We start from the raw sequence: 20148 nt of genomic DNA, 5'->3' as shown, positions 1-20148 counted from the left end.
GGTGTTCGGCGGATGCGCGCGGCTGCGCGGCCCGGCTGTTCGCGCCGGACCGCGCCGGGCACGTCAGAGGGTCTGCGGTACGGCGATCCGGTCGATGTCGGGGGAGTACCAGGTACCGCTGTCGAAGGTGATGGTGTTGGCGCCCGCCTTCAGCGCCAGCTGGACGCTGACCGTCTCGACGGTGCCCCAGTCACCAGTGGAGGGGAACTTCAGGTAGCTGCCGTTGCCGCTGTTGGAGGAGACCTGCACCGAGCGCGCGTCACCGCTGACGTAGGAGACGGCGACGGTGTAGATGCCGTCCTTGCGCACTGTCACCTCGTTGAACCGCACAGTGCCGCCGACGTAGAGGTTGCCGACCTTCTGACCGCCGGAGCAGGCGTCACAGCCGCCGACGGAGGCGGTGCCGGTCAGGGTGTTGACCGAAGCCTCGGCCTCGTAGCTGGTCGAGGTCAGAGCGGTGCCCGGCCGTACGGTGAACAGCCGTGAGCCGTGCGCGGGCAGCGCCGCGGTGATGGCGTTCCTCTGCGTTCCGAGGTCGCGGCGGTTCCACACGTCCCGGACCGAGGCGTTGCCGGTGAACCCGAACGACGCCCAGTGCGCGGTGACCGACGCGGGCGCGTCACCGAGGTTGAACAGCGCCACGGTGTAGCTGCCGTCCGGGTTCTTCGCACCCCAGACCTGCTGGTCACCGGCGGGGGTGACCGGCCGGGCGGGCGCGCCGCCGTTCTGGTCGATGGCGATGACCTCGCGGTTGGTCAGCAACGACAACCCGTAGTCGTCGAGTCGGGTGAGGTCGTCCCCGGTGTACAGCGGCGACTTCGAGATCGCCCACAGCGTCGCGTACGACTGGCGCTCGGCTCTGGTGAGGCCGTCCATCTCGCCGTTGCCCACATTGAGCGAGTCGAGGTCGTTCCACCCGCCGGGGCCGGCCTTGCGGCTCCAGGCCGGCGCGTCGTCGAACCGGTCGTCGACCGAGTTCTCCCAGCTGACCAGGGTGTTGCAGTAGCACTCGACGTCGGTGTCGATGCGCCAGCCGTTGGAGTACCGCTTCCAGTCGGCGGCGTGGTTGATGTCGAGCGACCAGGACAGTTCGAGGTGGATCGGGCGGCCGGCGGTGGCGATGGCCCGCTGCCAGGCGGCGACGTCGGCCACGTTGTCGTAGTTGTCGCCGGACTTGAACGAGCCCGGGCCGACCCCGTCGAGCTTCAGGAAGTCGTAACCCCAGTCGGCGAAGAGCTGCGCCTGCGAGTCGATGTACTTCTGCGCGCAGGGGTTGTCGAAGTTCAGCTTGTACGCGCTGTCCCAGCCGTTGGTGGTGCGCAGGTCCGGGTAGACGATGTTCGCTGTGGTGCAGCCGGGGGCGTTGAAGATCGGCGCGGTGCCGTTGGCGTACGCCTCCTTCTCCAGCCCGACGGGCAGGTAGATGCCGGCCTTCAGCCCCTTGCCGTGGATGTGCTCGGCGACGGCCTGCATGCCGCGCGGGAACCGCACCGGGTCGGGGGTCTGCCGGGCGTACTGGTCGAAGCGCGGCACCCAGGCGTTGTCCCGCCACCAGCCCGCGTCGATGTTGACGTACTCGTAGCCGTACGGCTTCAGCTTGGTGGCGAGGGCGTCGGCCTGCTTCAGGACGTTGGCCTCGGTGAGGTAGCTGTAGTCGCCGTCGGGGTTCAGGCCCGGGTACTTCGAGGACTGCATGGTCCAACTGGTCCACCCCATGAAGGGGCGCTGCGCGATGTCCGCCGCGGCCTGCGTCGGCGCGGCCTGGGCCACTGTCGTCGGGGCGGCCTGGGCCGGGGCGGCGCCCGCGGCGAGGAGCACGCCCAGCGCCGCCGCGACGAGCGGCACCCGGGTGCCGGGCTGTCTGCGCGGGGTTGTCGGTGACGGCATGGTCAACCTCCTGGTGCGGTGGGTCGAGTCGAGCGCTATGGACGGCGGGTGGCCGAGGTGACGCCGGGGTCAGGGGACGACGAGCGACTGGATGCTCACGGCCGCCGCCGCGCGGGCCCACTCCTCGAAGGGCAACGGGCGGATGAAGAGGGGGCACCGTGCGGCGGCGCCGAAGGCCTGCCGTTCGAAGCTGGCGCGGATGTGGCTGTCGAACAGGTCGTACGCGGCCAGCCCTTCACCGGACACGACGATGCGGGTGGGACCGACCAGGTTCGCGACGGCCGCGATGCCGCAACCGATCGCGCCGCCGGCCAGGGCGAAGACGGCCCGCACCTGCTCGTGGCCGTCGCGGGCCAGGGCCACCGCCTCGTCGATGGTGAGGTCGGGGCGGCCGGTGCGGTCGCGGGCCTGGGCCACGATGGCGTCGGTGCCGGCGATCGACTCGATGCAGCCGCGACCACCGCAGTGGCAGTCCGGGCCGGTGGCGTCGACGGTGAGGTGGCCGATCTCGCCGGCCACGCCGTACGACCCGGAGACCAGGCGGCCGTTGACGACGAGGCCACAGCCGATGCCGGTGCCCACGGTGACCAGGGCGAACGACTCGGCCCCCACTCCCTCGCCGAACCAGTGCTCGGCGGCGGTGAGCGCCTTGACGTCGTTCTCCACGCTGACGGTGAGACCGGTGCGCTGGGCGGCGAGTCGACCCAGCGGCACGTCCCGCCAGTGCAGGAACGGTGAGTAGCGCACCAGGCCGATGCCGCGGTCGATGTCGCCGGAGAGGGCCAGCCCGAGCCGGCGGACCCGGGCCCGGTCGCCGGGGAACGCGTCGAACAGGTCGTCGGCGAGCCGGTCGACCTCGGTGAGGACCGCGTCGACGTCGGGGTCGTCCAACGGACGGCGGGCGCTGGCATGGACCTGCGCGCGCAGGTCGCAGACCACGCCGATCACCTCGTCGGCGGTGATCTTCACGCCGAGGAAGAACTCGCGTTCGGCGCGCACCGCGAGAGGGCTGGCGGGGCGTCCGGCGCCCGGCCCGGACCGCTCGGTGGCGGCCAGTTCGTGCAGGTAACCCAGGTCGATGAGCGGCCGGGCGGCCTTGGTGACGGCGGCGGAGGAGAGCCCGAGCCGGCGGGCGAGCGCGACCCGACTCACCGGCCCCTCGGTCAGCACCGTCGTGAAGATCGCCGTCGCCGCCGGTGGCCCGGCGAACGCGCCGGCGTCGATCCCAGGAAACATGGACGAAATCTAAGGCGAATATTTAACTTCTTCAAGTATTGATTTGCCTCAGTGCTCCGTCCTAGAGTCGGCGACGCGCCCGCCACGGCAACCTCAGGTCGCCGCCGCACGTACGCCGAGGCCGACCAGGATCACGCCGGTCAACCGATCGAGCATTCGTCGCACCGATGCGGTGCGGAGCAACCGGGCCGCGGCACCGGAGACGACGGTCCAGCCGGCGAGCCAACAGGTGGCCAGCGCGGCGTGCGCCGTGGCGAGCAGCACCATCGGCACCAGCACCGGTCGGCCCGGTTCGAGGAACTGCGGTGCCAACGTGAGGTAGATGGCGGCGGCCTTGGGGTTCAGCACATTGCCGAGCAACCCTTGCAGGTACGGGTGGTCCACGCGCCAGGGCAGCCTTCGGGCGGAAACCCTCGGTCGCCGTCCCGCCTCCGTGCGACGGCGCGACGCGGACCAGAGCATCCAGAGCCCGAGCCCGACCAGATAACCGGCCCCGACCAGCTTGACCACCCAGAACGCCTGCGACGAGCGGAGCACCAGCGCGGCCAGGCCGACAGCGGCCAGCGTGGCGTGCACGTAGAGCCCGGTCACCGTACCCAGGATCACCCACCAGCCCTGCCGCCGCCCGCCGCTGGCGACCCGCGAGACGACCAGGGTCAGGCTCGCGCCCGGCGTGGCGGTGATCGGCGCGACGGCGAGCAGGAAACCGAGCACCGTGACCCCGTGCATGCTCAGACCACCACCCGGTAATGGGTGGTGAGCAGCCCGGCGTCGTCGTACACGTGGAACGCGACGCCGGGCGGTTGGGTCTGGGTGGCCAACGGGCCCTCGCCCTCCCAGGGCATCCGCAGGGTGGACACCACACCCGGTGCGATCCGCAGTGGACGGCCCGCAAAGGTGCTCGCGGCGGCAGTGTGGAAATGCCCGGTCAACACGGCGACGACCTGCGGGTGGGCGGCGACGAGTTCGGCCAGGGGGTCGGCCGGCAGAAGCCGCATCGGGTCGATGACCGGGTGGTGCAGCACCACCGGCGGGTGATGCAGGGCGATGAACGTCGGCGTCCCGGCCGGCACCGAACCCAGCTCGTCGGCGAGCCAGGCCATCGTCTCCTCGTCCAGGTGACCGTCGTCCGCGCCGGGCACCGAGGAGTCGGCGAGGAGGAAGACCGCCCCGGCCACGTCGTGGCGGGCGTTGATCGGGCCGGTGCCGCCGCCGTCGTCACCGAGCAGACCCTTGCGGTACGCGTCGCGCACATCGTGGTTACCGGGGCAGACCATCACCGGCAGCGAGGAGTCGAAGAGCTTCGCGGCGGTCTCGTACTCGGCCACCTCGCCGTGATCGGCGATGTCCCCGGTGATCAGGATCGCGTCGACAGGTCGTGGCAGACCGTGCAGGTAGTCCATGACCCGGGCGGTCCGCTCGGCCGAACGGGGATGGCTGTCGAGGTGGGTGTCACTGAGATGCGCGATGACCAGCACGAAGTCGCTCCTAACGGCTATTGGTGTCGAAGCCGTTAGGGACGCTACTCCGGGCCAGGTCGGCCGCCGCAGCGCGTTAGCCGCCGTGGTCAGCTCCGCGAGCGCGGCAGGCAGTCCTTCTTGTACTTGAGGCCCGAACCACACCAGCACGCGTCGTTGCGCTCCGGCGGCCAGGCGATCCGGGCGCTGGGCCGCGCCGACACCTCGGCCGCGTAGCCGGCGCGGACCGCCGCGTCGGCCGGATCGCCGCCCCGTCGACCGGCGAAGGCGGTCAACCCGGCCACCGTCGCGCCGAACACGCCCAACCCGGCCTGACCGGCACCCCGCAGCCGAACCAACTCCGTCTCCAGCCGGCCCCGGTGCGCGTCCCAGTCCGGCCCGTACACATCCGTGAGGGCAGGGTGCTCGGCGAGCAGGCGATCGAACTCGGCCCGCGGCCAGAAGAGCAGATCCGACTCGGCGTCCCGGCGCTCCCCGGCCCGGCGCACGAGCTGGGTCTCCAACCGGTCCGCCAGGTCGTCCTGCCGGTCGTGCGGCAGGTTCAGATTGCGGCGTACCCGATGCCGTTGCTGCAACAGGAAGAAGGCGACACCGGGCGCGTCCGGCGGACCGAGATCGACCACCGGGTCGATCGCGGTGCTGGCCGGCCCGGACGCGGCGGTCGCACGTTCGTTGAGCACTGTGTCGACAGCCTCGCTCAGCCACGTCTCGGCGGTCGCCGAACGCCCACCGGCGTCCAGCGCGGCACTGACGTAGGCGGGGGCGTCGGGCTGCACGAGCAGCAACGGGCGCAACGCGGTCAACTCCGCCATCGCCTCGTCGTCGCGCCCACCGGCCCGGAACAGCGCGCGGGCCCGCAGCGCGCGGGCGAACCCGGCCCGAGGGTCGTCCCCGGACGGGTACGCCGCCAGGGCCTGCTCCGCGTACCGCAGCGCTGCCTCGGGCCTCGCTCGGATCTCCGCGATCTCGGCGGCCAGAGTCAGCGCGTCCCCGGCATCGTCCGGGTCCTCCAGCCGGCCCTGCTCGGCGGCCTCCGCGAGGTCGGCGGCGACACCGAGCGGATTCGCCGTCCCGAGCGCGGAGCGGCGCAGTTCGGCGAGGTCAGCCTTGGTGAGTGTCTCTCTCGTTGGCACGATCTCACGGTACGTCGGGGTACTCACGGTATGCGGGCAGATCACCTGTTACGCCGCTCTCACGCCGCGTCTCATGCCGCCCGCCGGGCGGACTACGACCAGGCGCCGGCCGCCGCGGCCCGGGCGGCGTAGGTGTCGAAGTCGAGCGGGTCCCGCCCGAGAACCCGCCGTACCCCGTCGGTCGGTTCGGCGAGGTGGCCCGCCCGCATCCCGGCGAACAGGGCGTTCAGCGCCGTGGCCGCCTCCGCCGGATAACCCTCGGCGAGCAGTTCGGCGTGGTACTCCTCCGGGGTGAGCTCCACGTAGCGGATCGAACGACCGGTCACCCGGGCGATCGTCGCCACCGCCGCGTCGAAGGTGAGCGCACGAGGACCGGACAGGTCGTACACCTGTTCGTGGTGACCGGGCGATGTCAACAGCGTCGCGGCCACGTCGGCGACGTCCTGGGCGTCGACGAACGGCTCCGGGGTGGCGCCCATCGGCAGGGCCAGCCGACCGTCGAGCAGCGGTTGGCGAAACAGGTCCTCGCTGAAGTTCTGACAGAAGTTGTTCGGCCGGATGATCGTCCACTCGATGCCGGACTTCCGCACCGCCTCCTCGGCCGCGACCATCCCGGGGGAGAAGTCACCGACCCGGTCGATCCCCCGTCCGGAGAGCGCCACGATCCGGCCGACACCCGAGTCGACAGCCAGCGTCACGAAGTCGGTGGCCAGCGTCGGGTCCTCCGGGGCGAGCAGATAGACCGCCGAGGCGCCCGCCAGGGCCGGCCGCCACGTGTCCCGCCGCGACCAGTCGAACCGCACCTCACCGGAGCGAGAGGCGGCCCGGACGTGCCGACCCGCCGCCCGCAGTGTCTGGACCAGCCGGCGACCGGTCTTGCCGGTGCCGGCCATCACGAGTGTCGAAGGTGCATCAGTTGTCATGACCACGAGTCAACTCGCCCAGCCGCAGGCGGGACATGTCCTGTCGTACGCCAGGCATGTCCGATCGTCCGCGGTCCATCCTCCGCGATCTATGGTCGGTGCATGGACCCGTTCGACAATCTGCTGCGCGGCGTGCACGCCGACGGCGCGGCCTTCGGCCGGTCGGTGCTGACGCCGCCGTGGGCGCTGCGGTTCACCGACGGCGCCCCGCTGACGCTTTGTGTCCCGATGCGGGGCGAGGGCTGGATCTCCCACCCGGAGAGCGACAAGCCTCGCCTGGTCCGGGTCGGCGAGACGGCCACCGTGCGCGGGCCGGCGCCGTTCGTCTTCTCCGCCGAGCCCCGGTCGAGCTTCGAGCCCGGCGAACTGCGGGACGTCCGGCGCGGCCGGACCGGGGTGCTCGACCCGGTGGGCACGGACCACACCGACAGCCTCGTGCTGCTGGTCGGGGTGTACCACGTCCGGGGTCGGGTGCCGCAGCGGCTGCTGGGTGCGCTGCCGCCGGTGCTCGTCGTGCCGGAAGACCAGGACTGCGCCGCGCTGCGCGACTACCTGGACGCCCAACTCGACGCGGGTCGGCCCGGACGGCAGGTCGTGCTCGACCGCCTGCTGGACTGGTTGTTGGTGTGCACGGTGCGGGACTGGTTCGACCAGCCGGAGGCCGAGGCCCCCGGCTGGTACCGCGCGTTGAGCGACGACACGGTCGGGCCGGTGCTGCGCGCCATGCACGACGCGCCGGGCCGGCCGTGGACGCTGGCCAGCCTGGCCGCGCAGGCCGGGGTCTCCCGGTCCACACTGGCCAAACGGTTCACCGCGTTGGTGGGCGAACCACCGCTCACCTACCTGACCGACTGGCGCATGACACTGGCCGCCGACCTGCTGGCCGAATCGACAGCGACGGTCGCCGCCGTGGCGCGTCACCTCGGGTACGCCGACGCGTTCGGCTTCAGCGCGGCCTTCAAACGCGTGCACGGCATGAGCCCCAGCGGGCATCGACGGCTCACCCGGGTCGACGCCACGGCGGCCTGAGCGGCTGCTCTTCAGGCCCAGAGCCGGTCGACGAGTGGTCGCAAAACCAACGAACTACGGTCATCTGCCGTCAACCCGTCGTCGGTAGCGTCCGGTCGCCAGTTTCCCGACCAGGTCGCACAAAGGCGGAGTTATGGGCACCGTGGATCGCCGTACGTTCCTCAAGGCGATGGGAGTTCCCGCGATCGGCGCGGCGCTCCCGTTGGACCTCAGCAAGGCGCTCGCCATCCCGGCGAACAACCGGACCGGCTCGATCAAGGACGTCGAGCACGTCATCATCCTGATGCAGGAGAACCGCTCCTTCGACCACTACTTCGGCACCATGCGCGGCGTACGTGGCTTCGGTGACCCCCATCCGGCGACACTGCCGTCGGGCAAGGACGTGTGGCACCAGCCCAACGGGGCCGACGAGCTGCTGCCCTTCCGCCCCGAGGTGAAGGACCTGGGCCAGACCTTCCTGCCGGACCCGCCGCACGGCTGGAACGACGGGCACGCCGCCTGGAACGACGGCCGGTTCGACAAGTGGGTGCCGAACAAGGGCGTCACGGCGATGACGTACCACACCCGCCAGGACCTGCCGTACCACTACGCGCTCGCCGACGCGTTCACCGTCTGCGACAGCTACCACTGCTCGCTGATGGGGCCGACCGACCCGAACCGCTACCACATGTGGAGCGGCTGGGTCGGCAACGATGGCGAGGGCGGCGGCCCGGTCATCACCAACGCCGAGGCCGGCTACGACTGGTCCACGTACCCAGAGCGGCTGGAACGCAACGGCATCTCCTGGAAGATCTACCAGGACGTCGGCACCGGCCTCAACGCCGCCGGGTCCTGGGGCTGGACGAACGACCCGTACATCGGCAACTACGGCGACAACTCGCTGCTCTACTTCCACCAGTACCAGAACGCGCAGCCCGGCAGCCCGCTCGCCGACAGGGCCAAGACCGGCACCGAGGTCAGGACCCAGGGCCGCGACCCGGAGGCGCTGCTGGCCGACTTCCGGGCCGACGTCGAGGCGGGACGTCTGCCGGAGGTCTCCTGGATCACCGCGCCCGAGGCGTACACGGAGCACCCGAACTGGGAGCCGGCGTACGGCTCCTGGTACATCTCCCAGGTCATCGACATCCTCGCGTCAAACCCCGAGGTGTGGAGCAAGATGGCGCTCTTCATCACCTACGACGAGGAGGGCGGCTTCTTCGACCACGTGGTCCCGCCGACGCCCCCGCAGACCCGCGAGCACGGGCAGTCGACAGTGCCGACCACCAACGAGATCTTCCCCGGCGACGCCGACCACCCGGCCGGGCCGTACGGCCTCGGCATCCGGGTGCCGATGGTCATCGTCTCGCCATGGACGCGCGGCGGCTACGTGAACTCGCAGGTCTTCGACCACACCTCACTGATCAAGTTCCTGGAGGCGCGGTTCGGGCACGGCCGGCCGGACCTGATCGAGCAGAACATCACCCCGTGGCGGCGGGCCGTCGTCGGCGACCTGACCACGGCCTTCGACTTCCGGCACCCGAACCGCTCGCGCGAGGTCAGGCTGCCCGACACCGACGACTTCAAGCCCGAGGAACTGGTCCGGCACCCCGACGAGGTGCCGGTTCCGCCGGCAGACCAGCGGCTGCCGAAGCAGGAGCACGGCGTACGCCCGGCACGGCCGATCCCGTACACCCTGCACGCCGACGGGTACCGCGGCGACGACTCGTTCCGGATCGACTTCCGCAACTCCGGCGGGGTCGCCGCGGTCTTCCAGGTCCGCCAGGCTGGCAGCGCCGACGCCCCGCGCAGCTACACCGTCGAGCCGGGCAGGCACCTGACCGACACCTGGCCGGCCACCTCCGGGTACGACCTGTCGGTGCACGGGCCGAACGGCTTCGTCCGCCGGTTCACCGACGGTCGGTCCCACCTCGACGTCACCCCCGCCTACGACGAGCGCGACTACAAGCTGGCCCTCACCCTCAAGAACCGCCTGTCGAAGCGGGTCGAGGTGACGGTCCGCGACGGGTACAACGCCCGACCGGTCAAGCTGTCGCTGCGCCCCGGCGAGACCGAGCGCGTCACGTGGGCGCTCGCCCGCACCCACGGCTGGTACGACCTGACGGTTTCCGTCGCCGGTGACGCCGACTTCTCGTACCGCTGCGCGGGTCATGTCGAGAACGGCAAGGACAGCATCAGCGACCCTGCCCTCGGCGGGCTCGTCTAAGCGGCACCGCGTCACCCGGGCCGCTGCCGACCCGGGTGACGCGATGTCGCCCCGCTGTCGTCCCGCCGCCTCGCCGCGCGGCCCGGTCGACCGCTGGCTGGAGGCGGATGTCTCGTTGAGCGTTATGACTCACAGGTATAAATATTCCTCTGAGTCATAACGCTCGTCATGGAACCCTCTCGTCCCGAGGTCACGCTTCGTAGCGACCACGCCATGCCACTGGTGCGCGGCCCTCACCCGCGACAACAGGTAAAGCGACGGTCAGAACTCCTCGTACACCGCTGGGTCCTGGTCCGAGAGACGCCCGTCCGGGCGGCCCAGCGCGGTGATGGCCTCGACCTGGGCGTCGGTGAGCTTGATGCCGAAGACGTCCAGGTTCTCGACCTGCCGCTGCGGGGAGGCGGCCTTGGGCAGCGGGATCACCTGACGGGCCACGTGCCAGGCGAGGATCGCCTGCGCCGGGCTGACGCCGAGCGCGGTCGCGATCTCCACGACGACGGGATGCTGCTGCAGGTCGTTGCCATGGCTGAGCGGGCTCCAACCCTGCACCAGGATGCCGTTCTCCCGGTGGTAGTCGATCGCCTCCTGCTGCGGAAAGTACGGGTGCACCTCGATCTGGTTGACCACCGGGGCGACCCCGGTCTCGGCCACCAGCCGCTCGATGTGCTCGGGCAGGAAGTTGGAGAGCCCGATGTGCCGCACCAGCCCGCGCTCACGGGCCTCGATCAGCGCCCGCCACGCCTGCACGTACAGGTCGACCTTCGGGTTCGGCCAGTGGATCAGGTACAGGTCGACGCGGTCGAGGCCGGTGCGGAACACACTCTCTTCAATGGTGGTGAGCGCCTCGTCGTAGCGGTGGTGCCGCCCCGGCAGCTTCGAGGTGACGATCAGTTCGTCCCGCACGTCACCGGCCGACCGGGCGGCCCGGCCGACCGCGCCCTCGTTCTCGTAGTTCACCGCCGAGTCGATCAACCGATAGCCCGCCCGGATCGCCTGACCGATCGCGTCGACACCCGCCGAGCCGTTGAGCCGGTACGTGCCGAGCCCGATCGCCGGCAGAGTGGTGCCGTCGGCTGCCGCAAGATGGGGAATCGTCATGATTGGGACCCTACCCGTACGAGCTGCGCGCCGACGGAGGCTCGTTGCTGAACGCCTTGCGGTTACCGGGTGAGCGCCCGCGTCGTCGAGGACTCGCCGCTCAGCAGCGGGTCGGTACGCCGCTCGGACTCGGGTAGATCCATCGCTGCGGCCAGGAGGTTGGCGAGCCGGCGGGTGTCGTCCAACCCCTGCCCCTTGCCGGCCCAGTCGTCGAAAGTGAGCTTGATGTTCTCGTCCGTGGTGATGATGTCCAGAACCGGGCCCCGCTTGTCGCGTTCGCGGAACCGCACGTAGCGCACGTCCGCGAGAGGGAACTCGCGCTCGATCACGCCTTGTTTGCGAACCGAGCTCTGTGGCGAGATGAAGAGACGTGCGGGTGTGACGCCGAGGTACGCGTCCTCGCCGACGAGGCGGTCGAGATTGACGTCGGCGATGGCCAGCAAGGGTTCCTCGCCAGGTACGACCCACCGGAGGATGCGCAGCACGTCATCTGGCACAGCCTCGGCGAATACGGTGAGAGGCGGATCCAGCGGGCCGGGTTGCGTGTGAACGCGGTTGCGAAGGGTCGCCACCCGCTCGGCCAAGGCCCCGGCCATGGCAACGGTGTCCCGGGTGTTCTGGCGCTTCGTGGTGAACGGCAGGCTCCACTCGACCGGGAGTTCGGCGATCAGACGGCACTGACGTTCAAGGTCGGTGAGGAGATCCGCCACCTCGTCCATGGCTCGTGTGTGCTCGCACTGAGTGTCGGCGACCAGCTCGGCCAGGAGCCGTTCGTTCTCGACGGCGTTCGCCTCGTCGCGGCTGATGTGGCCCGCACGCAACACTTGAGCGCGATACCAGGACCATTCCGCCATGAGCATGCCGTGCGCGTCGGCGAGAATCTGCTCGATGTTCTTCTGGATATGGGCACGGCGGCTCTGTCCTTCAGTGTCGAGCGCCTTGATGTGCCCGCGGACGAACGACCTGAAGAGCAGCCGTTGCTTGCGCAGGTCCGGTTCCCTGGTCGCGATGGCGGCGTAGATGTGGTCGTTGACGGCGCCGGCCGCCTGGGCCTCGCGCACGGCGCGCATTGTCGTCTCGTGCAGGCCAAGCAGCGTCGTCCACTGATCCTCGTGCAGCGCCTGGAGGACGTCACGGGTGAGTTGGATGTTCTCGTCGATACGACGTGAGATCGACGCCAGCTGTACCTGCAGCGCCAGAAGGGCGGCGGCCGGCCCGAGAGCGCTGAGTATGGATGCGGCCTGCGCCCCCGTCACAGGTGCCCAGCGTACGGAGGCGGCGATCTTTCCCTTGCTCGTGACGAGCGAACCCAGGTTCCAGCCGCCCGACGTCATCGGCTGCGCCGTCTTGAGCGCCTGCAACGTCTCGGGCGCCAGACGCACCAGCCCCTGCGCGGTGGCCGCGCCCTGTGCGCCCTGCGCCGCGAGATTGCCGATGCCCGAGGCCATCGCGAGCTTGTCGGTCAGGCCCTGGCTTGCGTGAGGGCTCATCATTTCGAAGGGGATCAGGTCGAGGCCGACGGGCGGCTGGTCCGCGAAGAGCACGGCCAGCCCCGGCTCGATCTCGACGAGGCTGACCATCGGTCCATCGAGCGCCATCCCACATCCTTCATGATCGACAACGGGAGCATCACAGTACGTGTCAAGCAGGTCACCCCGGCTCAACCGGAGCGGCACCTCATCCCGCGTACTGTCCACACGAGAGTGGCTGAACAGGTCGAACGCGTGGCGCGAGCGCGTCGGGTCGCCGCAGCGACGCGCAGCCGCCGATGTGCTCACGGGGTTGGCGTCGGCGTTGGAGTAGCCGCCCCGATCACACCGCCGAAGAAGACCAGGACCGTGAGCGCGATCATCGGGCCGACGAAGACGTAACCGAGGATCAGGCCTGTCACGGCCATTCCCCGTCCGGACTTCGTGCCATTGCGGGTCTCGTGGAGCCCGACGTGGCCGAGGATCACCGCGAGGACGCACGGTATCCCGAACAGGCACCAGCCACCGAGAACGCCGAGGATGCCGAGGACCATCGACGCGGTAGCGGTGCTGGACGAGGGCGGGGCCTGCACCACCACCTGGGGCAGCAGCTGGTGGTAGTAAGGCGGCGGGTAGGGGCTGGCGGGAACGGCCGAGATCGGCGGCTGCGGACGGGTCGGGTCGTATCCAGGCTGGTAGGACAAGGCGATATCCCTCTTGGTCGAGTCAGATGTCGGGGGTCAGCTCGTGCTGCTGGCGGGCGCCTGGAGTCGGGTGAGCAGGGCACTCACCTCGGTGTGCAGGCGACGCAGCTCCGCTGCCGTAGGCGCCAGCTCGTAGCAGTGGTGGTGCGTGGCCGTGGAGAGCGTCGCCCAGGCGAAGGCCACTCGACGAGCGGTTTCGCGGCCCGGCCCGAGCCGGCCGCGCAGCATCAACTGCTTCGCGCGGCCCTGCCGGCACGCCGCCACGGCCGGCTTCACCCGCCGCCAGTAGGCGTCGACGCCGCCTTCGAGGGCGAGCCGGATCAGACAGGCGCAGGCCCGTTGCCACCAGCCCGCGGTCACCGCAGTGGCGCCGAGCAACCCGGCCCCGCGCAGCAGCTGATCGGCCGCCGCCAGGCAGCGCTGTGGCGTCGGCGCGGTCACGACAGCGCCGCCACGAGGAGGCGGGCGTCCGCGACCAGGCCGGGCAGGTCCGCCAGGTACGCGCCGTGCACACCCTCTCGACATGCCTGGTACGCGTTCACCGCACGTCGTCCGTGCCGGCGGCCCAGCCAGCCGAGCACGTCACCACCCTTCTCGGCGTCGTCGAACACCGCCAACGCGACGGTGGTGGCGACCCGCCGGGACGCGTCCTCGATCGCCTCCTCGATGTCGGCGTGCCGGACACCCCGCGCCACCCGGTTCCGCCAGACCGAGCGATGGCAGGCCGCCTCCACCGCAGAGCGGCACAGCTCCGCGACCACCGGCCCGCGCACCTCGGCGGGGATCTCGTCGTTGCGCGCCAACGCGTTCGCGTCGTCCAGGTAGCGGGTAACCGGGTCGGAGCCGGGCCGCAGCGTCACCACCGACTTCTCCGCGCGGGTCACCTCGATGATCCGCGCCTTGCCGAGATCGAGTCGGCGGACGGCGTCCGGCAGCCGGGTGTCGTGGGTGAAGACGACCACCTGCCGCTGCTCGGCCAGCTCGGCGAGCACCCGGGCAAGACCGTCCACTTTCGAAGGGTCCATGCTCTGCACCGGGTCGTCGACCACGATGAACCGGAACGGGCTCTCCGGGGCGCAGCTGCGGGGCAGGAACGTCGCCAGCCCGAGCGCCTGCATCTCACCCTGACTCATCACACCCAGCGCCGTGCCGTTGTCGGCGCCGTCCACGCTGACCGGGAAGACCACCCGCCGTCGGGTGTTCGCGCCCTCCAACGTCATCGACCCCAGCTCGACGTTGCTCTCCTGCCGCAGCTGCGCCCAGATTTGCTGCGAGTGCCCGGCGAACGGCGCGACCCGCTCGTTGCGGATCTCCCCACCGGCGTCCTTCAGCCAGGCGCGCGCTGCCTTCAACCGGGCCAGGGCCGCCTCCCGCGCCGGCAGTCCGCCGACGGTGGCCACCCACTCGCGCACCTCAGCCGCCGCCGCCCGCCAGCCGGTGTCGCGCTGCCGCAGAAACCCCTCGGCGTACGCGCGGGCCGCGTCGGCCGCCGCCACCACCGCCGGGTACCGCGCGGCCAGGTGGTCGGCCAGCTCGGCCGGCTCCCCGGGTACGCGCCGCAGCGCGACAACGGCGTCGCGCAGCACCCCGGCCGCCGGCTCCGACCCGGGTCCCTCGGGCACAACGAGGTCGTCGATCAGGTGGTGCGTCTGCCGCAGCAGAGCCGTCAGCCGGGTCGTCGCCGTCTGGGCGGCGACGCTGCGCTGCCGAAGCTCGCTGAGCGACTCCGCGGCGGCGGCACGCCAGCCACCGTCGAGGGTGCCGGTGGCGCAGACCGGGCACGACCCGTCGCCCTCGTCCTCGTGATGTTCGAGGGCGAGGCGGAGCAGCTCGGCGCTACGCAGCGCGGCCCGGGACCGACCACCGTCATACCGCCGGGCCTCCGCCGCCGCGTCCCGCAGCTGACCGGCGAGCCTTGTCACCTCGTCGGCCGGCGGCGGGGCGAGGGCGGCAAGCTCCCGACAGAGCAGCACCTCCCGGTCGGTGGTCGCCTCGTCCGGCTCGTCGAGGATCGCCGTCACCGCGCCGACGTCGACCGCGCCCCGGCCACGCAGCAGCACGGCGGCCCGCCGGGCATGCTCGTCGGCGATCCCGTCAAGCGTGGCGACCAGGGTGGCGCGCTGTGCGCGTACCTCCTTGATGGTGTTGTCGTGCGGCCGGGTGGCGCGCAGCAGACGCTGGTCGGCGTCGGTGAGCGCGTCCAGCCCGAGGATCGCGAAGAGCGCGTCGAAGAGCTGACTCTGCGTTCCGGCGGCGAGCTTGCCCAGCTCGGCCGCGGTGAGGAACGGCCGGTACAGCTCCAGGGGGCGGGCCAGACCCAGCTCGGAGAGGTCCGCTTGCCTGCCCTGGGCGCTGGTCACGGTCACCTCGGCGTCGGCCAGTTCCGCCCCGACCGGCCAGGCCCGGTGCACCCGCGTCGGCGTGGCCACCCCGTCGACGCGCAGCTCCACATCCACCCAGCACGGGTCCGGGTTGTGCAGGTTGCGCCACCCCGTACGCCAGACGCTGGTCTTGTCGGCCCACCGGGCGCTGTCACCGGTGAGGGCGAGTTCGGCGGCCTCGGCGAAGCTGGACTTGCCGGAGCCGTTGCGGCCGACGACCAGTGTGAAACCCGGCCCGGGGCCGATCTGGATGGTCCGTTCCGGGCCGACGCCGCGGAACCCGGCGACGGTCACCGACTTCAACCAGATCCGTTCCGCCGGACCGTCGTCGGCGGGGGAGCGGGGGTCCAGCCGGGTGGGAGTGCCGGCGAGGGCGGCGGTCAGGTCCTCCTCGCCGGTGAGGGCGGCGAGGACCAGCTCGGCGGTCTCGGTCGGGACGTCGTCAGCGGCAGCCAGTCGGTCGAAGATCAGCTCGATCAGGGGCGCGGTGGGCTGTGCGGGCTGGGTCATGATCGTCTCCAGGCGTGTGGTGTCCGCGGGCCGACGGCTCGTCGGCCCGCCCGGGGGAGCGGTGGAAGTGCGGGTTACCGCGGTCGCGGTCAGACCGTGGCGTTCGCGTGCCAGTCGCGCAGGAACGCGTCGACCAGGGCGTGCGCCCGAGGACGCAGGTCGAAGGACTCCTCCCGCCGGCGGCGGGCCATGTGCGACAGGCCGTCGGCGGCCTCGTTGAGGGCGTGGCCGCTGTGCCCCTTGACGTGCGCGAACGTCAGGTCGGGACGGTGGGCCACCTGCTCGGCGAGCCGGACCAGGGTCGGCTTGTCTGACCAGCGGCGCTGCCGCAGGCTGTAGCCGGCGGGCATCGGGTCGGTCTCGCCGGCCTGCCAGCGGTGCAGGTACCGCACGGCCGTCAGGCTGTCCAGCAGCACTGTCATGCCCGCTGGCACCTCGGCATACCCGGTGAGCAGATAGTCGACCGCGCGCAGTTCGTCGACGAGCACCCGGGACCTGCCGGTCGGGTCGAGCCGACCGGTGCCCCGCCCGAGCAGGCCGTAGTGGCCGTCGCTGACCACGTACCCGATGCCGCCGGCGCGGCCCTTCCAGCTGGCGTCGGTCGCGGCCACCAGCGGACCGGCCGCCTTCGCCCAGCGCACTACCCGGCCGCGCCCACGGTCCTGGTCGGGAAGCGGCAGGCAGTCGGCCTTGCGCCCCGAGTGCTCGGTGTGCGCGGCGGCGAGGCGCTCGGCGGTGTCGAGCAGCTCGGCGGCGGAGGTCAGCTCGTCGTAGTGGGCGGCGGTGAGGGCGAGGTGGACCGCATCACCGATGCCCTGGCAGTCGTCGCAACGGGTGGCGCGGGTGTAGGGGCGAAGGATGAGGACGCGGTCGTGCAGCGGCGGGGGGAGCTGGGTCAGGGCGCGGAGGAACTCATCGGGGCGCACGACGCCTCCTGACGTCTTGTGAAGGGGACAAGCTCATTGCGTTCTCACAGCTCCGACACGTCGGTCACGACGGCGGTCAGCTTGTCGCCGGAGCGCTTCGTGCTGGCCCTCTCCTCCTGCTGGACGGAGGCGGAGTCCCCGGTCACCTCGAAGGTGTTGATGACCGGGTCCTCGGCACCCTTGACCTCGTACGTCACCTCGTAGGTGCTGGACGGGTCGAGGCCATCGCCGGTGTAGGTGACGTCAATCCGGTAGGTGATGTTGCAGCCGGCGCTGCCGAAGCACTGCTTCCGCAGGGTCTTGACCTTGAGCTTGAAGTCGCCCTTCGTCGGGGTGTCGTAGACGGGTGCGGGCGGCGGCGTCGTCGCGGGCGCGGTGGTCGGCGCCGAAGCACTGGTCGGGGCGGACGTGCTGGGGCGCGACTGGGATGCGGCGGTGGGGGCGGGCTTGCCCTGGTCGGGCGACTCCTCACCGTTCGTCGTCGCCAGCAGCACGCCGCAGCCGCCGAAGCAGAGCAGCAGCACCAGAACGGCAGCGCCGACGATGACCCACCGGACCTGGGACCTCTTGCGAATGACGGGCTGCGGGCTCGTTGCGCCCACGGTCTCGGGCTGGGCCGGGGGCTCAGCCGAAGGGTCCGGCTGGTGGTGGGGCTCGGTCATGGTTCTCTCCTCTGTTGAGCGGGAAGCTGTGGAGCTGATGTCGTGAACGGATCAGGCGGACGGGATGCCGACGACCTCGACCTCGACGCCCTCGTTGCGCAGCGACTTCATCGCCCGGTAAAGCGCGACCTGGGCGAAGGTGAAGAGCGACTTCACGGTGAGCGGCTTGCCGGAGCCGAGGGCGATCGCGTAGATGACTTTGCGGGGCCGGAAGCCGGGGTCGATGACGCGCGCCGACGGCTGCTGACGGACCATCTCGGCCAGCGCGGTGCGGGCGTCGGCCTCGTACCGCAGGGCGTCGACCGACACCTCGCCCTGTGCGAAGAGGTGGCTCAACGCCGAGCTGCCCTTGGCCCGCTTGACATGGATCAGCTCGTCGTCGGGTCCGAGCAGGTCGCAGGCCTCGATACCGCGGTTGTGCTGGCTCGTCCGCAGCAGCCGCCGGTCCAGGAGGGTCAGACCGCAGACCCGCGCAGCGTGGACGTTGTACTGCTCCTCGTCCGCGAGGTCGGTGGTCCAGGCCGGGAGTGCGATGCTGGCCGGCCTGGCCAGGATCTGCTTGATCTCGTCGCGGAGGAACGCGCGGTGCTGGTCGCCGATCTCGTACCAGCCGCCCTCGTGCAGCAGGAGCTGACTCTCACCGTGCGCGAGCTGCGCGGTGATCCACCGCGAGGCGGCCGTCGAGCCAATCTCCTCCGCGCCGGCTGCATCCGCGTAGAGGGTGACGCGTCCGTTGCAGAGCGACGCCCACCGCTCGCCGTCCGGGACGCCCTCGGTCTGCGCGAGCACGTCCGCCACCGTGAGCTCCGGCAGACGCGCCGGAGCGAGGCCGGACTTCGGCACCCGAAGCTTGTACGACCGGATCCGCTCGATCTCGCTGAAGACCCGGCCCGGTACGGCCAGTCCGACCTCCACAGGATCCGGCAACCTGAGCAGCCGATCCAACTGCTCTTCTACCATCGCCAGCCGGGGATCCCGGGCCGGCACCGGTCGGATCTGGGTGATGAACTCCAGGTCAGCGAAGGGTGCTTCCTGCCTGTAGACCCGGTCGATCTCCCGCAGGTCGGCGAGCAGGCTCGCGGGTTCGACACCGAGGTGGATGCGCAGGGTGTCGCTGCCCTCGACCGGGGTGGCCTTGCCGGTGGACCGGCAGACGGTCAGGTTCGGGTTGAGCGTCGGCCCGCAGACCTGCCCGACGATCTCGCCCCACTTGTCGATGCCGTACATCCGGATGTGCTGGCCGCCCGGGACCATGTTGCGGTCGACCCGGCCGGTGGTGCCGAACACCCGCCGGCGTACCTGCTTGATCTCGTCGGGGGCGAGCGAGCGCACCGCGAAGCCGATCCCGAAGCCCGGGTTGGCCAGGTCCAGGTCGACCATGTGGCGGCCGACGGTGCCGTAGGCGAGTGCGTAGACGTGGTCGTCGACCGCGACGAGCAGCGCGGCACCGCCACTGCTGAAACCCAGGTCGATCGTCTCCCCGGTCAACGAGGCGAGCACATCGCACCAGTCGGCCCGCTCGCGCGGCACCGTCCCGTGCACCAGCAGCGCCGGCGCGCCGGCGACCAGGCGCTCCTCGACCATGAAATCGTGCTGTCGCACGTACCGGTGGTTCACCGCCTCATGCAGACCCTCGACGGTCGGCGTCACCCGTTCCAGCTGGTAGACCGACGTCAGATAGGTGCCCTCCGGCCTCTCGGGCAGGTCGAGGTCGAAGAGGGTAGGCGCTTCGTAGGGCGGACGGGTGACGTCCTTGCGGACGACACGACGGTTGGTCGGTCTGGTCGTGGTCGGCTGGCTCGCACGGCGCACGTCGATCTCCTCGCGTTGAGAATCGGGGTGGCGGTGGTGCGGGGGAGGGGTGCGCCGAGGGCGGGCTTCGCGGGTCCCGCCCTCGGCGCGAGCGGTCAGCTCAGGGCGACGGTGACGCCGCCGGAGAACATCGAGTCGTGCAGCTCGAGCTTGGTGAGCTTGACGTTCTTCGGGATGTCGAAGACCACGACGCCGTTGACCTGGTTGCCGGGGTTGATGTCGTTGAGGAACGTCTCGGCGTTCTTGTTGGCGTAGATGGCGGCTCCGGTGTCGGCGGAGTACTCGGTGCCGTCGGCCGCGTACGCCTTCTGGCTGCTGCCGTCGAACATCTGCGCTTCCTTGCCGATGTTCTTCACGTTGACCGTGACCAGGCAGAACTGGCCCTGCGCCTTCGCGCCGATCACGTCGGTGCCGATCTTGGCCACGCCACACTTGGACGACTTGACCGTGAACTCGAACTTGCCGTCGCGGGCCGGCTCGCCGACCTTGGCAACCTTCGCCGGCTTGTCCTCGCTCTTGGTGCCGCCCGCGTCGTTGCTAGAGCTGCTCGTGTTGTCGGTCGAGCCAGCGCCGCAGCCGAGGGCGACGACAGCGGTGGCGAGCAGAGCGATGGTCGTGGTCTTACGCATGATTTCTCCTGAGCTGGGGGGTGACGGCGTTCAGCGACGCCGCAGGGGGATTGCTTGAGCCGCAGTCA

17 protein-coding genes are annotated in these 20148 nt (G+C 70.8%); 2 read left to right on the top strand and 15 right to left on the bottom strand.

The window, feature by feature from the left end; genetic code table 11:
• Nucleotides 1-63: 63 nt before the first annotated feature.
• From GA0070561_RS11535 to GA0070561_RS11510, 6 genes are all read right to left on the bottom strand, one after another.
• A complete protein-coding gene (locus GA0070561_RS11535) occupies nt 64-1887 on the bottom strand; it encodes an alpha-galactosidase D (protein ID WP_091399476.1) in 1824 nt (607 codons plus the stop codon).
• Nucleotides 1888-1956: 69 nt separating this feature from the next.
• Nucleotides 1957-3123, bottom strand: coding sequence for an ROK family transcriptional regulator (locus tag GA0070561_RS11530; protein WP_091399474.1), 1167 nt, complete (start codon nt 3121-3123; stop codon nt 1957-1959).
• A 93-nt stretch (nt 3124-3216) separates the two neighbouring features.
• The gene (locus GA0070561_RS11525) at nt 3217-3852 is read right to left on the bottom strand and encodes a LysE family translocator (RefSeq protein ID WP_091399472.1); all 636 of its coding nucleotides are present in this window, start codon (nt 3850-3852) and stop codon (nt 3217-3219) included.
• Between the two features lie 2 nt (nt 3853-3854).
• A complete protein-coding gene (locus tag GA0070561_RS11520) occupies nt 3855-4601 on the bottom strand; it encodes a metallophosphoesterase (RefSeq protein ID WP_091399469.1) in 747 nt (248 codons plus the stop codon).
• 89 nt (nt 4602-4690) lie between these two features.
• Entirely contained in the window at nt 4691-5734 is a 1044-nt protein-coding gene (locus GA0070561_RS11515; protein WP_091400194.1) for an SEC-C domain-containing protein, read from the bottom strand.
• A gap of 92 nt (nt 5735-5826) precedes the next feature.
• Entirely contained in the window at nt 5827-6657 is an 831-nt protein-coding gene (locus GA0070561_RS11510) for an NAD(P)H-binding protein (protein ID WP_091400192.1), read from the bottom strand.
• Between the two features lie 102 nt (nt 6658-6759).
• Between GA0070561_RS11510 and GA0070561_RS11505 the strand changes: the two genes are divergently transcribed.
• Together GA0070561_RS11505 and GA0070561_RS11500 are read left to right on the top strand one after the other, a co-directional pair.
• The gene (locus GA0070561_RS11505) at nt 6760-7686 is read left to right on the top strand and encodes an AraC family transcriptional regulator (protein ID WP_091399466.1); all 927 of its coding nucleotides are present in this window, start codon (nt 6760-6762) and stop codon (nt 7684-7686) included.
• 133 nt (nt 7687-7819) lie between these two features.
• Complete coding sequence (locus GA0070561_RS11500; protein ID WP_091399463.1) at nt 7820-9889, top strand: phosphocholine-specific phospholipase C; 2070 nt, start codon at nt 7820-7822, stop codon at nt 9887-9889.
• 261 nt (nt 9890-10150) lie between these two features.
• On the opposite strand, the gene GA0070561_RS11495 is transcribed toward GA0070561_RS11500, so the two are convergent.
• The 9 genes from GA0070561_RS11495 to GA0070561_RS11455 all read right to left on the bottom strand — a co-directional run bounded on the left by GA0070561_RS11495 (nt 10151) and on the right by GA0070561_RS11455 (nt 20080).
• A complete protein-coding gene (locus GA0070561_RS11495) occupies nt 10151-10987 on the bottom strand; it encodes an aldo/keto reductase (protein WP_091399459.1) in 837 nt (278 codons plus the stop codon).
• Between the two features lie 62 nt (nt 10988-11049).
• A complete protein-coding gene (locus tag GA0070561_RS11490; protein WP_091399456.1) occupies nt 11050-12585 on the bottom strand; it encodes a hypothetical protein in 1536 nt (511 codons plus the stop codon).
• Nucleotides 12586-12761: 176 nt separating this feature from the next.
• Nucleotides 12762-13160: a DUF4190 domain-containing protein gene (locus GA0070561_RS11485; protein ID WP_091399451.1), complete on the bottom strand. Its 399-nt coding sequence runs from the start codon at nt 13158-13160 to the stop codon at nt 12762-12764.
• A 36-nt stretch (nt 13161-13196) separates the two neighbouring features.
• Nucleotides 13197-13601 carry a hypothetical protein gene (locus tag GA0070561_RS11480; protein WP_091399448.1) on the bottom strand — a complete coding sequence of 135 codons (405 nt, stop codon included), beginning with the start codon at nt 13599-13601 and terminating at the stop codon, nt 13197-13199.
• A complete protein-coding gene (locus GA0070561_RS11475) occupies nt 13598-16051 on the bottom strand; it encodes an AAA family ATPase (RefSeq protein WP_091399445.1) in 2454 nt (817 codons plus the stop codon). The genes GA0070561_RS11480 and GA0070561_RS11475 overlap by 4 nt, the downstream gene beginning before the upstream one ends.
• 89 nt (nt 16052-16140) lie before the next feature.
• Nucleotides 16141-16977: a ribonuclease HI gene (locus GA0070561_RS11470; RefSeq protein WP_091399442.1), complete on the bottom strand. Its 837-nt coding sequence runs from the start codon at nt 16975-16977 to the stop codon at nt 16141-16143.
• Nucleotides 16978-17021: 44 nt separating this feature from the next.
• On the bottom strand, nt 17022-17639 hold the full coding sequence (locus tag GA0070561_RS11465; protein ID WP_244166160.1) for a hypothetical protein: 618 nt from the start codon (nt 17637-17639) through the stop codon (nt 17022-17024).
• Nucleotides 17640-17690: 51 nt separating this feature from the next.
• Nucleotides 17691-19451 (bottom strand): DUF6119 family protein, encoded by a 1761-nt coding sequence (locus GA0070561_RS11460; RefSeq protein WP_091399439.1) that lies wholly within the window; start codon nt 19449-19451, stop codon nt 17691-17693.
• A 95-nt stretch (nt 19452-19546) separates the two neighbouring features.
• The gene (locus GA0070561_RS11455) at nt 19547-20080 is read right to left on the bottom strand and encodes a DUF4352 domain-containing protein (RefSeq protein WP_091399436.1); all 534 of its coding nucleotides are present in this window, start codon (nt 20078-20080) and stop codon (nt 19547-19549) included.
• Nucleotides 20081-20148: the final 68 nt, after the last annotated feature.

Origin of the sequence: Micromonospora saelicesensis (assembly GCF_900091575.1) — a bacterium.
GTDB lineage: Bacteria > Actinomycetota > Actinomycetes > Mycobacteriales > Micromonosporaceae > Micromonospora > Micromonospora saelicesensis.
Note: the sequence above shows the minus strand (reverse complement) of the source record. Positions and strands in the feature narration are given on the sequence as shown.

Excerpts from the sequence above, each read along its gene's own strand:
- GA0070561_RS11535 (WP_091399476.1), bottom strand. The coding sequence starts at position 1,887 with ATGCCGTCACCGACAACCCCGCGCAGACAGCCCGGCACCCGGGTGCCG.
- GA0070561_RS11500 (WP_091399463.1), top strand. The coding sequence starts at position 7,820 with ATGGGCACCGTGGATCGCCGTACGTTCCTCAAGGCGATGGGAGTTCCC.
- GA0070561_RS11475 (WP_091399445.1), bottom strand. The coding sequence starts at position 16,051 with ATGACCCAGCCCGCACAGCCCACCGCGCCCCTGATCGAGCTGATCTTC.
- GA0070561_RS11510 (WP_091400192.1), bottom strand. The coding sequence starts at position 6,657 with ATGACAACTGATGCACCTTCGACACTCGTGATGGCCGGCACCGGCAAG.
- GA0070561_RS11455 (WP_091399436.1), bottom strand. The coding sequence starts at position 20,080 with ATGCGTAAGACCACGACCATCGCTCTGCTCGCCACCGCTGTCGTCGCC.
- GA0070561_RS11530 (WP_091399474.1), bottom strand. The coding sequence starts at position 3,123 with ATGTTTCCTGGGATCGACGCCGGCGCGTTCGCCGGGCCACCGGCGGCG.
- GA0070561_RS11490 (WP_091399456.1), bottom strand. The coding sequence starts at position 12,585 with ATGGCGCTCGATGGACCGATGGTCAGCCTCGTCGAGATCGAGCCGGGG.
- GA0070561_RS11505 (WP_091399466.1), top strand. The coding sequence starts at position 6,760 with ATGGACCCGTTCGACAATCTGCTGCGCGGCGTGCACGCCGACGGCGCG.
- GA0070561_RS11525 (WP_091399472.1), bottom strand. The coding sequence starts at position 3,852 with ATGCACGGGGTCACGGTGCTCGGTTTCCTGCTCGCCGTCGCGCCGATC.
- GA0070561_RS11495 (WP_091399459.1), bottom strand. The coding sequence starts at position 10,987 with ATGACGATTCCCCATCTTGCGGCAGCCGACGGCACCACTCTGCCGGCG.
- GA0070561_RS11465 (WP_244166160.1), bottom strand. The coding sequence starts at position 17,639 with ATGACCGAGCCCCACCACCAGCCGGACCCTTCGGCTGAGCCCCCGGCC.